Below are 15,359 nucleotides of genomic sequence, written 5' to 3'. Positions count from 1 at the left end.
ATCATGCTCTGAACGTCCCCCCACGCGGATTGGCCGGGCTCCGACAGGGTCATCACACCGGCACACGGTCCGACGGACCGAAGAGAAGAGGGGGGCGGCGACATGAAGCCCATGACGCGCCTGGGGGTGGGGATCGGCTGGCGGCCGGAGATCGCGGACGCGGTCGAACGGCTGCCCGGCCTGGACTGGGTCGAGGTGGTGGCGGAGAACGCCTGCCCCGGCCACCTGCACCCCGGCTTGCTGAGGTTGCGCGAGCGCGGCGTCCACGTCGTACCGCACGGTGTGTCGCTGGGCCTCGGCGGAGCCGACCGGCCCGACGCCGGGAAGCTCGCCGCGCTCGCGGAGCGGGCGGTGGCGCTGGGGGCGCCGCTGGTCACCGAGCACATCGCCTTCGTACGGACCACCTCGCCCGCGCTGGAGGCCGGCCACCTGCTGCCCGTGCCCCGCACCCGCGACGCGCTGGCCGTGCTGTGCGAGAACATACGGATCGCGCAGGACGCGCTGCCGGTGCCGCTGGCGCTGGAGAACATCGCCGCGCTGCTCTCCTGGCCCGGGGAGGAGCTGACGGAGGGGCAGTTCCTGACGGAGCTGGTCGAGCGGACCGGGGTACGGCTCCTCATCGACGTGGCCAACCTGCACACCAACCGGGTCAACCGGGGCGAGGACCCGGCGGCCGTCCTCGACGGGATTCCGCTGGAGGCGCTGGCCTACGTGCACGTCGCCGGTGGCGTGGAGCGCGACGGCGTGTGGCACGACACCCACGCGCACCCGGTGCCGCCGGTGGTGCTCGACGTCCTCGCGCAGCTGCGCGAGCGGGTGGACCCGCCGGGGGTGCTGCTGGAACGGGACGACGACTTCCCGCCGGAGGCCGAGCTCGCCGGGGAACTGGAACGGATCCGGGCCGTGGTGGGCGAGGCCCCCGCCGCCCGGCCTGCGGCGGCGCCCGACGGGGGCCCGGCCGCGGACACCGGGGCCGGCCGGCCCGACGAGGACGCCACCGCGCCCGACGGCGATGCCCCCGACACCGGGGCGGCCCGCACCCGGCTGGGGCTGGAGCAGGCGGCCCTGCTGTCGGCGCTGGTCGCCGGCACCCCGGTGCCCGAGGGCTTCGACCGGCAGCGGATCCGCGTCCAGGCGCGGGCGCTGGCCGCCAAGCGGGCCTCCGTCGTGGCCAAGGTCGCGCCCGAACTGCCCGAGCTGCTCGGCGGCCCCGCCGCCTACCGCACGGCCTTCCTCGCGTACGCCCGCCGGCGCCCCATGACGGCCGGCTACCGTCGTGACGCCCTCGACTTCGCCGAGCACCTGCTCATCCAGGACCTGCCGGCCGACCCGGCCGCCCGCCGCCGGCTCACCACCTGGTGGCGGGACCGCGCCGGGGCCCGGCCGCCCCGCCGGATCGTCCGCTGGGCCCGCGCCCTGGTGGGGAGAGCCGCGTGAACGCCCTCATCGCCCTCGTGTGGATCGCTGTCGCCACCTCCACGGTCCTCCTCCTGATCGCCCAGCGGCGGGCCCGACCCGCGGTGGCCGGGCCCGCTCCGCGGCTGCACGACCTGTCCGAGGCCGCCTTCATGGCGGGCGGTCCCGGAGCCGTCGTCGACGCCGCGCTCGTCTCCCTCCTCGGCGACGGCCGGCTGGTGATCGGCGGTCCGGGGATCGTCCACGTACGGTCCGGGGCCCGCGCCGACGACCCCGCCGAGCGGGCCGTGCTGCTGGCCCTGCGACAGGCCCCCTCCGGCTGGCTGTACCGGATCCGCTACGCCGCCATGCTGGACCCGGCCGTACAGGAGATCGGTGACGCCCTGGCCGCCCGCGGCCTCGTCGCCGAACCCGGCACGGGCGGTGGCCGGCGGCGCTGGGGCAAGCTCCAGGCCCTGCTCTGCGCGGTGCTGGCGTTCGCGTCGCTCCCGATCACCATCGTGACGCTCGCCCTGGACGCGGGGCCCCGGATACCGTTCGCCCTCGCCGTGCTGCCCGCCCTCATCACCGGCCTGGTGATGGGCGTCGTCTGCGCGAAGCGCGCCCGCCGGCGGATCACCCCGGCCGGGCGGGCGGCGCTCGGGGAGATCCGGGCGCAGCACGTGGGCAACCCGGCCCCGCACGTGCAGACCGCCCTGTTCGGGCTGCGTGGTCTGCAGGATCCGTACCTGAGCTCGCACCTGGTGCCCGCGGCCCGCGAGGCACGGCTCGCCGCCGCCCAAACGCGGACGGGCGGGCACCGGCCGCACTCCTCGGGTTCGTCCGGGTCGTCCGACGAGTTCGCGGTCCCGGTCGTCTGGTGCGCGTCGTCCGACGGCGGGGGCGGCGGCGGTTCCGGATGCGGTTCGGGACCGGGGTGCGGCTCCTCGTCGGGCTGCGGCAGCGGTGGGGGCGGGGGGTCCGGTTGCTCGTCGTCCGGCTCCAGCTGCGGGAGCAGCAGCAGCTCCAGCTGTGGGAGCAGCAGTTCCAGTTGTGGGAGCAGCAGCTCCTGAACGTCCGTCATCACAGGTCACGGGGTGCTCACATGTGCGCGGCGCCCCTGACCATCGGCTCCGACAACGGGTAGGAATCAGGCATGTTCTGGGTCCTGTTCCTCCTGCTGGCGTGGGCCGGCGTGCTGCTGGCCTGCGTCCGGCTCCTGCGGGCCACGACCGAGGCCGCCGGTTCCGTCGAGAGCTTCGTCATCGAACACCGGCTGAGCCTGTACGAGGCCGCGTACCTGGCCGGCGGCCCGGACCGGGTCGCCGTGGTGACGCTGCTGTCCATGGAGCGCGGGCGGCGGCTGCTCCTCGCCCACACCGGCTGGGCCACCGTCGTCGATCCCGTCGGCCGGGACCCGCACGAGCGGGCCATGCTGGAGGCGTTCGGGCCGCAGGGGCAGGCCACCGTTCGGGAACTGCGGACCGCGGCGGCGGGTCACGAGGCAGTACGGGTCCTCGCGGACCGGCTGGGGTCGGCGGGGCTCACCGTCCCCGACGCGGTGCGGGACGACCTCGCGGAGGGCCTGCGGGGGGTTCGCCGGGCCACCTGGCTGGTCCTCGCCATGGCGGCGGCCTCGCTGGCCGCGGCCCCCGCCGGCAGGGGCACCACGGTGACCGTGCTGTGGTGGTTCTCGCTGCCGCTGCTGCTCACCCTGAGCTGTCAGGCCGTCGCCCGCTTCGAAGGGCACCGGCACTCCCCCTGGGCGTCCCCCTCGGGCCGTCGGCTGCTGCTGGAGCTGCAACGCGAGGACGGCGTCCCGGACCCCCTCACGGCGGTCGCCGTGCACGGGGTGCGGGCCGTGACCGACCCGGGGCTGCGGGCCGCGCTCACCTGACGGCCCGTCGGGTCGGCGGACCCCCGCCGCCACGACGGGACTTCGACGGGGACGCGCCGGCCGGGGCCGATCGGGCGGTAACGGCGGCCGGGCCCGGGGCGCCCGGCGGTGCGCCTGTACAGGGCGACGGACCTGGCATCTCATCGGACCAGCCGATGAGACGAAGGAGCCGCCATGCGGATGCCGACGCCCGCCCGCGACCGCACGACGCCCACCCGCCGCGCCGCCGCCCTGGCGGCGCTCTCCCTCGCCCTGTGCCTGCCCTCCCCGGCACTCGCCGCCCCCACCGCGCGGCCCGGTCCGGCGGACCGCGCCACCGGGGAGTCCGGGGCCCCTTCGGGCTCCGCCGGGACAACCGGATCCCCCGCCCCCGGCGCCCGGACCGCCGCCGAGGACGCCGGGGCCGTGCGCGTCGCCCTGCGCGCCGCCCACGCGGCCCGCGGCGGAGCCGGGAAAGGGCTGGTCTTCGGGCGCTGCCCCGTGGTCGAGGAGCTGCCCGACCCGGTGCGGTGCGCCGCCCTGCGCGTCCCGCTCGACTACGCCCGCCCCGACGGCCCGCAGATCTCCCTCACCGTCAGCCGGGTCCCGGCCACCGGGCGAGGGGGCGCCGCGCGCCAGGGCGCGCTCGTCCACAACCCGGGCGGCCCGGGCGCCTCCGGGATGTACTTCCCGCTGTTCGCCGGGCTCCCGGCCTGGCGCGGCATCGCCGCCGCCTACGACCTGGTCGGCTACGCCCCGCGCGGGGTCGGCCGGTCCGCCCCGCTGTCCTGTCACGACCCGGCCGCCCCGGCTCCGGCCGGCCCGACCCGGGTTCCCGCCGAGCCGTCCGCCGCGTACAAGCGGGAGCGGGTCGCGGCGGCCCGGACGTACGCCCTGGGATGTGCGCGGCGGGCCGGAGCGGCCCTGGCGCAGTACACGACCCTGAACAACGTCCGGGACCTGCACGTGCTCCGGGCCGCGCTCGGCGAGGACCGGCTGACCTTCATGGGGGCCTCGTACGGCACCTACCTGGGGGCGGTGTACGCGACCCGCTACCCGGGGCACGTGCGGCGCATGGTCTTCGACTCGGCCGTGGACCCGGACCCGCGCCGCGTCTGGTACCGCAACAACCTCGACCAGGCCCCGGGCTTCGAGCGGCGTTGGTCCGACTTCCGGACCTGGGCGGCCCGCCACCACGCCACGTACGGGCTCGGTGCCACCGCGGTTGCCGTGCGGGCGAGTTACGAGCGGGTCCGGGCGGCGGTGTCCCGGGAGCCGGCGGGCGGGGTCGTCGGGACGGGCGAACTGCACGCGGCGTTCCTCCAGACCGCCTACTACGACGACGTCTGGCCGGAGCGGGCGGCGGCCCTGGCGGCCTTCCTGCGGGGTGATCCCGGGCCACTGGTCGAGCAGGCGGGGCCGCGCACCCGGGACGCGGCGCGGGCCGCGAACGCGACGGCGGTCTACACGGCGGTGCTCTGCAACGACGCGCCCTGGCCCACCGAATGGGAGACCTGGGACCGGGACAACACCGAGTTGGCGCGCCGGGCGCCCTTCGAGACCTGGGTGAACGCGTTCCTGAACCTGCCCTGCGCGTTCTGGCCGGTGGCGGAGCGGCAGCGTCCGGTGGCCGTCGGGGCGGGGCCCGCGGGGCTGCCCCGGACGCTGATCGTGGCGGCGGAACGGGACGGGGCGACGCCCCATCGGGGCGCGCTGGAACTGCAACGGCGGCTCGGCCCGCGGGCGGCGCTGGTCACCGAGGAGGGGGCGGGCAACCACGGGGTGGCCGGCGGACGCAACGCGTGCGTGGACCGGCGGGTGGAGCGGTACCTGCTGACGGGCGCCACTCCGGGGTGGCGCACCACGTGCGCGCCGCATCCGGAGCCCGCACCGGTGTCGCTGGACGACCGGGCAGCGGGCGCTCCCAGGGCGCTGCTGCCGCCAGTCGTCTGAACTTCCGGGCGGGGTCTCCGGCTGCGTCGATTCGGGGGCAGGGCCTCCCGATCCCCGGAGGAGGTCATACCCTCCGGTCCTTCCCCCCAGGGGAGGTATCAGGCGAGTCCGGCCACCAGATCGGCGACGGACTTGCGGCGCCCGGTGTAGAAGGGCACCTCTTCGCGGACGTGCATGCGGGCCTCGGAGGCACGCAGGTGACGCATGAGGTCGACGATGCGGTACAGCTCGTCGGCCTCGAAGGCCAGCATCCACTCGTAGTCGCCCAGCGAGAAGGAGGCGACGGTGTTGGCACGGACGTCCGGGTAGCCGCGGGCCATCATGCCGTGGTCCTTGAGCATGCGGCGACGGTCCTCGTCGGGCAGCAGGTACCAGTCGTAGCTGCGCACGAAGGGGTACACGCTGACGTACTCGCGGGCGACCTCGTCGGCCAGGAAGGCCGGGATGTGCGACTTGTTGAACTCGGCGGGGCGGTGCAGCGCCATGTTCGACCAGACCGGCTCCAGGGCGCGGCCCAGCTTGGTGCGGCGGAACAGGTTGTAGGCGGTCTGCAGCTCGTCCGCGGTCTCGGCGTGCCACCAGATCATGACGTCGGCGTCGGCGCGCAGACCGGAGACGTCGTAGGCGCCGCGGACGGTGATGTCCTTGGCGGCCAGCTGGTCGAACAGCTCCTGGACCTCGTCGGCGAAGCCGGTACGGTCCTCGGGCAGGACGTCCTTCAGCTTGAAGACGGACCACAGGGTGTAGCGAATGACCTCGTTGAGGTCCTTCGCCTTCTTCCCCGCGTTGGGAATCTTCTCCGGTGCAGTCATGCGTCCATTGTCCCGTGTGCTGATCAGTGGTCTGCGCCAGGGGTGGCCAACGAGGCGATCACCACATCGGCGGCCTTCCCCGCGCTCGCGACGCAGGCCGGGATGCCGACGCCGTCGTAGAGGGCGCCGCACACGGCGAGGCCGGGCAGGGCCGCGACGGCGGCGCGGATCCTGGCCACCCGGGCGAGGTGGCCGACCGGGTACTGGGGCAGGCCCCGGTCCCAGCGGGTGACCGTGGAGGCCACGGGGCGGGCGGTGAGGCCGACGGCTTCGCCGAGGTCGGCGAGCGAGACGTCGACGAGTTCCGCGTCCTCCCGCTTCAGGTCGTGTTCGTCGCCGTGCCGGCCGACGGAGGTCCGCAGCAGGAAGAGGTCCGGATCGGCGCCGCTCCAGGCCCACTTGTTGCTGGAGAAGGTGGAGGCCTTGATCGTGCGCCCGTCGACGGGCGGTACGAGGAACCCGCTCGCGCCGCCGTCGGCGATCGACGGCGGCAGGTCGGCGCGGCGGAAGGCCATGGTGACCAGCGCCATGGAGGCGTACTCGGCCTCGCGCAGTTCGGCGCAGGCCGCGGGGGCGAGCGCGGCGAGCAGGTCCGCGGCAGGTCCCGCCGGGGTGGCCAGCACCACGGCGTCGGCGTCGATGACGTCGGAGCCGGTGACGACGCGCCATCCGCCGGCGGTCCGCAGCACCTCGTGGACGGGGGCCGAGGTGCGCAGCTCGGCGCCCGCGGCCCGGCAGGCCTCGGCGACGGCCAGGGGCAGCCGGCCGATGCCGCCGTCGATGCCCGCGAACACGGGTCCGCCGGCCTGCGGCTGCCGGGCGGCGCGGGCCTGGAGGTCCCGTACGGCCTCGCCGAGCATCGGGTGGGAGCGGGCGGCGTCGAAGAGCTGGGGCACGGCGGCGCGCATCGAGATGCGGTAGGCGTTGCCCGCGTACACCCCGCCGAGGAGGGGTTCGACGAGCCGGTCGACGACCTCGTGGCCGAGGCGGGCGGCGACGTACTCGCCGACGGCGACGTCCTCGCCGATCTCGACGGGCGGCAGGTCGCGTTCGGCCTCGATCCGGGCCAGGCCCTCGCCGGAGAGCACGCCGGAGGCGGCGAGCGGCCCCGGTTCCGCGGGGACGCCCATGACGTGGCCGCGCGGCATGGGGCGCAGGGCGCCGCGGGTCCACAGGTGGGCGGTGGCGGTCGCGGGCGGCTGGAGGGCGTCGCCGAGGCCGACGGCGCGGGCCAGGTCCACGGCCTCGGGGCGGCGGGCGAGCACGGATTCGGCGCCCAGGTCCACCGGGAGGCCGGCGAGTTCGCCCGCGTGCAGCTTGCCGCCCAGACGGGGTCCGGCTTCCAGGAGGGTGACGCGGAGGCCGTCGGTCAGCAGCCGGTGGGCCGCGGCGAGGCCGGCGATGCCGCCACCGATGACGACGGCGTGGCCCGGGGACGCCGGGTGGCCCGTACGCGTGTCCGCTTCATCCATGGACACATCGTCTCAGACCACCCGGTGAGGCCGGACCGTGACCTCATCGCGACCGGTCCGGAACCCTGCGTGCGAAACCGGGGGCGGGGCGCCGTACGTCGAACGGGCGACATTCGGCGGATTCCCCGGGGGTACTCACGATGCGCACGCTCCACAGACACCGTACGGCCGCGGCAGTCGCGGCCCTGTCCCTGGCCGGGGCCCTCGCGCTCACCGGTTGCGGGGCGGACGGCTCCGGCTCCTCGGCGGACCGGGGCGCGGCGGCGCCGAAGGGCGCCGAGGCGGGCAGGGCCGGGGCGGAGGCGGTCGCGCCGCCGGCTGCGGCCGACGCCAAGGCCCCGAGCGGCGCGGCCACGCCGGGCGCCCCGCAGGCGCCCGCCGTGATCCGCCCGCACGTCATCCGCACCGGGACGATCGGCATCGAGACGGCCGAACCGCAGAAGGCCCTCGCGGCGGCGCGTACGGCGGCGGAGGGCGCGGGCGGCTACGTCGGCAACGAGTCCACCCAGCGCGGCAGGGAGGGGCGGATGACCTCGACGCTGACGCTGCGGGTGCCCGGCGAACGCTTCGACGCGGTGATCGGCGCCCTGGAGGGCGGCGGGAAGCTCCTGAACCGCAAGGTCGAGGCGCAGGACGTGACCGAGAAGGTCGCCGACATCGACAGCCGGGTCAAGTCCCAGCAGGCGAGCGTGGCCCGGGTGCGGGAGATGATGGAACGGGCCACGGCGCTGGGCGACGTGGTCATGCTGGAGGGCGAACTGAGCCGGCGCCAGTCCGACCTGGAGTCGCTGCTGGCGCAGCAGACCGCGCTGAAGGACCGGACCTCGCTGGCCACCATCACGCTGGCCGTGTCGGAGCCCTCGCCGGCGGCGACGGAGGAGAAGGACGAGGAGACCGGCTTCGGCGACGCGCTGGCCGCCGGGTGGGCGGTGTTCAGCACGGTGGTGCGCTACCTCCTCCTCGCCCTCGCGGCCGTCCTTCCGTTCGTGGTGGCCGCGGCCCTGATCGCCCTCGCGTTCAAGGCCCACCGCCGGCTGCGGCCGGCGAAGCGGAAGTCTAAGCCGGCTGCCGGCCCGACGTGGGTCCCGCGCCAGGAGGGCGCCGCGGAGGCGCCCGTCGCACCGGCGCCGGGCACGGGCTCCGACCCTGCTCCGGCCCGGGACTCCGACGGATCCGGGGCGGACCGGGAGGGCTGAGCGCGCGGGGCGCCCGTACCGTGGCCCCGTGGACGACGGCACGGAACGGGGCGGACGATGACGGCGGAACGACTGGTGGTGGTCGGCGGTGACGCGGCGGGGATGTCCGCGGCGTCACAGGCCCGGCGGATGAAGGGCCCGGCGGAGCTGGCGATCACCGCCTTCGAGCGCGGGCACTTCACCTCGTACTCGGCGTGCGGCATCCCGTACTGGATCGGCGGTCTCGTGGCCGAGCGGGACGACCTGATCGCCCGGACCCCGCAGGAGCACCGGGAGCGGGACATCGACCTGCGCACCCGCACGGAGGTCGTCGAGCTGGACCTGCCCGGGCGCCGGGTCCGGTCCCGCGACCTGGACTCCGGGGCCGAGTCGTGGACCGCGTACGACAAGCTGGTCCTGGCGACGGGGGCCCGCCCGCTGCGCCCCCGACTGCCCGGCATCGGCGCCCACGGGGTGCACGGGGTCCAGTCCCTGGACGACGGGCAGCGCCTGATGACGTCCCTGGAACGGGCCCGGGGCCGCCGGGCGGTCGTGGTCGGCGCGGGGTACATCGGCGTGGAGATGGCCGAGGCCCTGGTCGGGCGGGGCTTCGAGGTCACCGTCCTGCACCGCGGCGAGCAGCCCATGGCCACCCTCGACCCCGACATGGGCGGCCTGGTGCACAGCGCGATGAACCGGATGGGCATCCGTACGGTGTCCCGCGCCGAGGTGACGGCCGTCCTCACCGACGAGGAGGGCCGGGCCCGCGCCGTGACCACGGCGACCGGTCAGGAGTACCCGGCGGACGTGGTGGTCCTCGGCATGGGCGTGGAGCCGCGCACGGCCCTGGCCCGCGCCGCGGGCCTGCCGCTGGGCACCTCGGGCGGCATCCTGACGGACCTCTCGATGCGGGTGCGCGGCCACGAGGACGTCTGGGCGGGCGGTGACTGCGTGGAGGTCCTGGACCTGGTGGCGGGCCGCACCCGGCACCTCCCGCTGGGCACGCACGCCAACAAGCACGGCCAGGTCATCGGCGCCGGCGTGGGCGGCGGTTACGCCACCTTCCCCGGGGTGGTGGGGACGGCCGTGAGCAAGGTGTGCGACCTGGAGATCGCCCGCACGGGGCTGCGCGAGCGGGACGCGCTGGAGGCGGGCCTGCGGTTCGTGACGGCCACCATCGCCTCCACCAACACGGCGGGCTACTACCCGGGCGCGGTGGAGATGACGGTCAAGATGCTGGCCGAGCGGCGCACGGGCCGTCTGTTGGGCGTGCAGATCGTGGGCGGCGCGGGCGCCGCGAAGCGGGTCGACGTCGCGGCCGTCGCCCTCACCGCGGGCATGACGGTGGAGCAGGTCGTCGCGCTGGACCTGGGCTACGCCCCGCCGTTCTCCCCGGTGTGGGACCCCGTCCTGGTGGCGGCCCGCAAGGCGGTCTCGGCGGTCCGGGCCGCCGTGTAGGGGCCGCGGCCGTCGAACCCCGTGACACGCCGACGCGCCGCAGGACGGGGTCCTGCGGCGCGTCGTTGCCGCTCCGGTCGGGGCGGCGGGGGATCAGCGGGCCGTGCGGGTGTGGACGTGCTCCACGAGGCGGGTCAGCGCGTCCGGGTTCGTGGTCGGCAGCACGCCGTGGCCGAGGTTGAAGATGTGGCCCTCCAGGCCGGCGGCGGCGGCGAGGACCTCGTCGGTCTTGGCCTCGACGGCCTCCGTGGTGGAGAACAGCACGGCCGGGTCCAGGTTGCCCTGGAGCGCCTTGCCGGGGCCGACGCGACGGACGGCCTCGTCGAGGGCGACCCGGTAGTCGACGCCCATGACGTCGGCGCCTGCCTCGCCCATCAGGCCGAGCAGCTCGCCGGTGCCCACGCCGAAGTGGATGCGCGGGACGCCGTACGAGGCCACGGACTCCAGGACCTTCGCCGACGCCGGCATCACCGAGCGGCGGTAGTCCGCGGGGGCGAGCGCGCCGACCCAGGAGTCGAAGAGCTGGACCGCCGAGGCGCCGGCCTCGATCTGCACCTTGAGGAAGGCCGAGGTGATCTCCGCGAGCCGGTCCAGCAGCTCCGCCCACAGCTGCGGGTCCCCGTACATCAGGGCCTTGGTGTGCTCGTGGTTCTTCGACGGTCCGCCCTCGACGAGGTAGCTCGCGAGGGTGAACGGGGCGCCGGCGAAACCGATCAACGGCGTGGAGCCCAGTTCACCCGTGAGCATGCCGATCGCCTCGGTGACGTACGAGACGTCCTCCGGGGTGAGGTCGCGCAGCTGTGCGAGGTCCTCGCGGCGGCGGATCGGCTGGGCGACGACCGGGCCGACGCCCGGCTTGATGTCCAGGTCGACGCCGATGGCCTTCAGCGGGACGACGATGTCGGAGAAGAAGATCGCCGCGTCGACGCCGTGGCGCCGCACGGGCTGCATCGTGATCTCGGTGACCAGGTCGGGGCGCATGCAGGACTCCAGCATGGCCGTGCCCTCGCGCACCTTGCGGTACTCCGGAAGCGAGCGCCCCGCCTGCCGCATGAACCACACGGGGGTGTGCGGAACCGGCTCGCGCCGGCACGCCTTCAGGAAGGCGGAATCGTACGTCTGACTCGGCTGGCCCGTCGGGCGTTCGTTGGCACTCACGACCCAAATCTTCGCACGTATGAAGAAGTGCCCGGCCCGGTGCGGGTGTCCCTGCGCCGCAGGGGCGCTCGTTCCGCCTAGTCTTCCCGGCATGGCTGCGGCTCAGGGACGATTTTCAGATGGCGCTGACGGTGTGGACAGCGCGAAGGAGAGCTCGGTCCCGCTGCCGTTCCGGCGGGCGGTCGACGGCTTGAGGAAGGCGCGGCTGCGCCCGGGGATCGAGATCGACCCGACGAAGCCGCCGCAGAGACTGGCGCCGTACGCCTACGCCCTGGAGGCGGCGGTCGTCGACGGCGAGGACGACCTGGCCGACGGCCGGCTGATCCTGCTCCACGATCCGTCCGGGCACGACGCCTGGCACGGGACCTTCCGGCTGGTGACGCTCGTACGGGCGGAACTGGAGCCGGAGATGGCCGCGGACCCGCTCCTCCCGGAGGTGTGCTGGTCCTGGCTGACCGGGGCGCTGGACGCGCGCGGACTGACGTACGGGGAGCCCAGCGGCACCGTGACCATGGCGAGCTCCCACTACTTCGGTGGGCTCTCGGAGCGGCGACCGGCGACCCAGATCGAGATCAGGGCCTCCTGGACGCCGCGGGAGGGGGTGGGAGGGGTGCCGGAGACCTCGGCGCACCTGGCCGCCTGGTGCGAGTTGCTGTGCCAGATCGCGGGCCTGCCCCCGGTGGGGCCGACGGACACCGTCACGGGCGTGGTGTCCCTGCCACAGCGCCGCGGTCCGCACCACCCGTAGTCGAGGGGCCCCGCGGGGCCGTCCGGCCGCGGGCACGCACCGCGCACGACCGGTCGGGACCGTCACGGAGTGTCGGAACAGCGCATCCGTTGCGGGCTTCTGATCATCCCCTGATCGATCGTGCGTCCGAATTGCCCGAATTGTTACTCACTAAATCGTGATCATTCCCTAAAGCCGGGCGGGTGACGTGCCGAAGGAGTCAGTGACCATCCGCACGGTTCGCACCGGCTTCCTTCCCCCAGCCGGCCCGTCCCGCCACTCCCCCAGGAGGCCTAGGTGTCCGTTCTTCTCGAGCAGCCCGCAAGCCTGGTCGCCTACCGCCCGAACAAGCCGACGGCCATGGTCGTCGTGGCCGACCCGCGCGTCCGTTCCACCGTGACCCGTCATCTGTGGGCGCTCGGAGTTCGTGACGTGATCGAGGCGTCGTCCATCGCGGAGGCCCGCCCCCGCGTCGGCAGCCCGCGCGACATCTGCGTGGCCGACGTACACCTGCCCGACGGTTCCGGTCTCACCCTGCTCTCCGAGACCCGGGCCGCCGGTTGGCCGAACGGCCTCGCCCTGTCCGCCGCCGACGACATCGGCGCCGTGCGCAACGCCCTCGCGGGCGGCGTGAAGGGCTACGTCGTCACCGGTACGCGCACCAACATCGGGCTCCCCACCAGGCCCGGCGCCGCCCCCATCGGTGCCGCCGCCGCCCGTATGCACCGCCGCCCCCCGGGTGCCCCGAGCCACCCGGGCGGCTACCGCGAGCTCTCCGGCCGCGAGGTCGAGGTCCTGCGCCTCGTCGCGGAGGGCCAGTCCAACAAGGCCATCGGCGTCTCGATGGGCCTGTCCGCCCTGACCGTCAAGTCCCACCTCGCCCGGATCGCCCGCAAGCTGGGCACCGGCGACCGGGCCGGGATGGTCGCCGTCGCCCTGCGGACCGGGATCATCCACTAGGACCCGGAGATCGTCCGCCCCCACTCCCCCTCGCGCCCGTCGACGGAACGTTCCGGCGACGGGCGCGTCACATCCACGGATACCCTTGACCGGTGACCGACGCCCAAGAGACCGCAGCAGACCTGCGCACCACCACCGGGGGCGGCCCCCCGGACGACACGGTTTCGTCCGATGGGCCGCCGATCCCCTTGTTGGAGCCCCGCGAGGGCATCCCGCCGGTGGTGGCCGACGCCGACTCGCTCGCCCGGGTGGTCGCGGCCTTCGCGGCCGGGACCGGGCCCGTGGCGGTCGACGCCGAACGCGCCTCCGGATACCGCTACGGCCAGCGCGCCTACCTGGTGCAACTGCGCCGCGAGGGGGCCGGCTCCGCGCTGATCGACCCGGTCGGCTGCCCCGACCTCTCCTCCCTGGGCGAGGCCCTTTCCGGCACCGAGTGGATCCTGCACGCGGCCACCCAGGACCTTCCCTGCCTGCGCGAAATAGGCATGACGCCCACCTCCCTGTTCGACACCGAGCTCGCGGGCCGGCTGGCGGGCTTCCCCCGGGTCGGGCTCGGGGCCATGGTCGAGAGCGTTCTCGGCTACGTGCTGGAGAAGGGCCACTCCGCCGTCGACTGGTCCACCCGCCCGCTCCCCGAGCCCTGGCTGCGCTACGCCGCCCTGGACGTGGAGCTGTTGGTGGACCTGCGGGACGCGCTGGAGAAGGAGCTGGACCGGCAGGGCAAGCTGGAGTGGGCCCACCAGGAGTTCGACGCCATCGCCTCCGCCCCGCCCGCGCCGCCCCGCAAGGACCCCTGGCGCCGCACCTCCGGCATGCACAAGGTGCGCCGCCGCCGGCAGATGGCCGTGGTCCGGGAGCTGTGGGAGTCCCGCGACAGGATCGCCCAGCGTCGGGACGTGTCGCCCGGCAAGGTCCTCGGTGACGCGGCGATCGTCGAGGCCGCCCTGGCCCTTCCGGCGAACGTGCACGCGTTGTCGGCCCTGCCCGGGTACGGACAGCGGATGGGTCGGCGTCAGCTCGACCAGTGGATGGCCGCCGTGGACCGGGCGAAGGCCCTGCCCGAGAACGAGTTGCCGCAGCCCGGAGCCAGCCAGGCGGGCCCGCCGCCGCCGCGCTCCTGGGCGGACAAGGACCCGGCCGCCGCGGCCCGGCTGTCGGCCGCCCGTGCGGCCGTGTCCGCGCTCGCCGAGGGGCTGAACCTGCCCCAGGAGAACCTGATCACCCCGGACACCGTGCGTCGGCTGTGCTGGGAGCCGCCGCAGCGGCTGGATACCGGAACGGTGACCGAGGCCCTCGCGGCCCACGGCGCCCGCCCCTGGCAGATCGACCAGGTCACGGCGGCCCTCGTCACCGCCCTCGCGGCGACCGACTGAGCCCCGAGCCCTCCACGAAAGCCCCCGGCCGACGGCCGGGGGCTTTTTGTTACGGGGCCATGACACTCCGCACCTTTTGAACACGCTCAACAATCGCTAACTTCTTGAACATGATCAAAACTCGGAGCACGAGCGGGACCACGTACGCGGCATGGGTCGAGGAGTTCGAGGCCGAGCGGGACCGCCGCGCGGCGCTGGGGGACCCGGACTGGGGGCGCGGCGCGGCGCTGCCCGCCGCGATCGTCCGCAGCGTCCAGAAGTTCCAGGTCGGCGAGGACGGTGACGGCTCAGCACTGAGCGGCAAGGCGGACCGCGCCGGTGACGACTCGTACGCGGCGGCGGTGCGGCTGTTCATCGCCGAGGAGCAGAACCACGCGCGGATGCTGGCCCTGCTGCTGACGGCCGGCGGGGCGGGGACCCTGGACGGCCACTGGAGCGACGCCGCGTTCGTGCGGTTGCGTCGGCTGATGGGGCTGAAGCTTGAGCTCCTCGTCCTGATGGTCGCCGAGGTGGTGTCGCTGCGCTACTACCGGGCCCTGCGCGACGGCAGCCCCGACCCGCTCGCCTCGGAGGTCGCCCGCCGACTGCTGGCGGACGAGGAGCGGCACGTCCCCTTCCACTGCCGCCGCCTCAACGCGGGCCTGGCCCCGCTCCCCCGGCCGGCGCGACGGGCGGTGATCGCGGGCTGGCGGGTGCTGCTCGCCGGTGCGGCCGTCGTGGTGGCCGTCGACCACGGCCCGGCGCTGCGCGCGCTGGGCGTGGGGCGCGGCGCGTTCGTCACGGACGTGCTGCGCTCCTCGACCGTCATGGCCGCGGCCATGGTCGACGGGCCCGTCGCGGAGCCGGTGGCGGGACATCTGCCGGTGTGACCTTCGCCGCTCCTCGGGGAGGGGGTGTGCACATTGGTTACCCACAAGTAGCATGGGCCGGGTGAGCGGGCGCTCAGGACCACGTCCCGGGCCGCCCCCGCGCAGCAGTGCACACCCGCACCTGGAGGAGA

13 protein-coding genes are annotated in these 15,359 nt (G+C 74.9%); 10 read left to right on the top strand and 3 right to left on the bottom strand.

What is annotated here, in order from left to right:
* The first annotated feature begins 111 nt into the window (after window positions 1-111).
* From ACZ58N_RS32450 to ACZ58N_RS32435, 4 genes are all read left to right on the top strand, one after another.
* Window positions 112-1,437 (top strand): MbnB/TglH/ChrH family RiPP precursor modification enzyme, encoded by a 1,326-nt coding sequence (locus ACZ58N_RS32450; protein WP_471167334.1) that lies wholly within the window; start codon window positions 112-114, stop codon window positions 1,435-1,437.
* Window positions 1,434-2,468: a TIGR04222 domain-containing membrane protein gene (locus ACZ58N_RS32445; RefSeq protein WP_471167230.1), complete on the top strand. Its 1,035-nt coding sequence runs from the start codon at window positions 1,434-1,436 to the stop codon at window positions 2,466-2,468. The genes ACZ58N_RS32450 and ACZ58N_RS32445 overlap by 4 nt, the downstream gene beginning before the upstream one ends.
* 83 nt (window positions 2,469-2,551) lie before the next feature.
* Window positions 2,552-3,292 (top strand): TIGR04222 domain-containing membrane protein, encoded by a 741-nt coding sequence (locus ACZ58N_RS32440; protein WP_471167227.1) that lies wholly within the window; start codon window positions 2,552-2,554, stop codon window positions 3,290-3,292.
* A 174-nt stretch (window positions 3,293-3,466) separates the two neighbouring features.
* A complete protein-coding gene (locus ACZ58N_RS32435; RefSeq protein ID WP_471167224.1) occupies window positions 3,467-5,224 on the top strand; it encodes an alpha/beta hydrolase in 1,758 nt (585 codons plus the stop codon).
* Window positions 5,225-5,322: 98 nt separating this feature from the next.
* Here the strand turns inward: ACZ58N_RS32435 and hemQ are convergent, their stop codons facing one another.
* Complete coding sequence (gene hemQ / locus ACZ58N_RS32430) at window positions 5,323-6,036, bottom strand: hydrogen peroxide-dependent heme synthase (RefSeq protein ID WP_362883806.1); 714 nt, start codon at window positions 6,034-6,036, stop codon at window positions 5,323-5,325.
* Window positions 6,037-6,059: 23 nt separating this feature from the next.
* Entirely contained in the window at window positions 6,060-7,508 is a 1,449-nt protein-coding gene (gene hemG / locus ACZ58N_RS32425; RefSeq protein ID WP_471167220.1) for a protoporphyrinogen oxidase, read from the bottom strand.
* Window positions 7,509-7,648: 140 nt separating this feature from the next.
* Between hemG and ACZ58N_RS32420 the strand changes: the two genes are divergently transcribed.
* On the top strand, window positions 7,649-8,704 hold the full coding sequence (locus tag ACZ58N_RS32420; protein WP_471167217.1) for a DUF4349 domain-containing protein: 1,056 nt from the start codon (window positions 7,649-7,651) through the stop codon (window positions 8,702-8,704).
* Window positions 8,705-8,761: 57 nt separating this feature from the next.
* Window positions 8,762-10,141 carry an FAD-dependent oxidoreductase gene (locus ACZ58N_RS32415; protein WP_471167214.1) on the top strand — a complete coding sequence of 460 codons (1,380 nt, stop codon included), beginning with the start codon at window positions 8,762-8,764 and terminating at the stop codon, window positions 10,139-10,141.
* A 93-nt stretch (window positions 10,142-10,234) separates the two neighbouring features.
* On the opposite strand, the gene hemE is transcribed toward ACZ58N_RS32415, so the two are convergent.
* Entirely contained in the window at window positions 10,235-11,299 is a 1,065-nt protein-coding gene (gene hemE / locus ACZ58N_RS32410) for a uroporphyrinogen decarboxylase (RefSeq protein ID WP_471167211.1), read from the bottom strand.
* Window positions 11,300-11,390: 91 nt separating this feature from the next.
* On the opposite strand from hemE, the gene ACZ58N_RS32405 reads away from it, so the two are divergent.
* The 4 genes from ACZ58N_RS32405 (at window position 11,391) to ACZ58N_RS32390 (ending at window position 15,228) form a co-directional block, all read left to right on the top strand.
* Window positions 11,391-12,047, top strand: a complete 657-nt coding sequence (locus ACZ58N_RS32405; protein ID WP_471167208.1) for a DUF3000 domain-containing protein — start codon at window positions 11,391-11,393, stop codon at window positions 12,045-12,047.
* A gap of 276 nt (window positions 12,048-12,323) precedes the next feature.
* On the top strand, window positions 12,324-12,986 hold the full coding sequence (locus ACZ58N_RS32400; RefSeq protein ID WP_007267191.1) for a helix-turn-helix transcriptional regulator: 663 nt from the start codon (window positions 12,324-12,326) through the stop codon (window positions 12,984-12,986).
* A gap of 92 nt (window positions 12,987-13,078) precedes the next feature.
* Entirely contained in the window at window positions 13,079-14,359 is a 1,281-nt protein-coding gene (locus ACZ58N_RS32395; RefSeq protein WP_471167205.1) for an HRDC domain-containing protein, read from the top strand.
* Window positions 14,360-14,469: 110 nt separating this feature from the next.
* The gene (locus ACZ58N_RS32390; RefSeq protein ID WP_471167203.1) at window positions 14,470-15,228 is read left to right on the top strand and encodes a ferritin-like domain-containing protein; all 759 of its coding nucleotides are present in this window, start codon (window positions 14,470-14,472) and stop codon (window positions 15,226-15,228) included.
* Window positions 15,229-15,359: the final 131 nt, after the last annotated feature.

This window comes from Streptomyces sp. NPDC040432 (assembly GCF_055595445.1).
The sequence above is the reverse complement of the archived record's forward strand: the minus strand, read 5'-3'. Positions and strand labels throughout refer to the sequence as shown.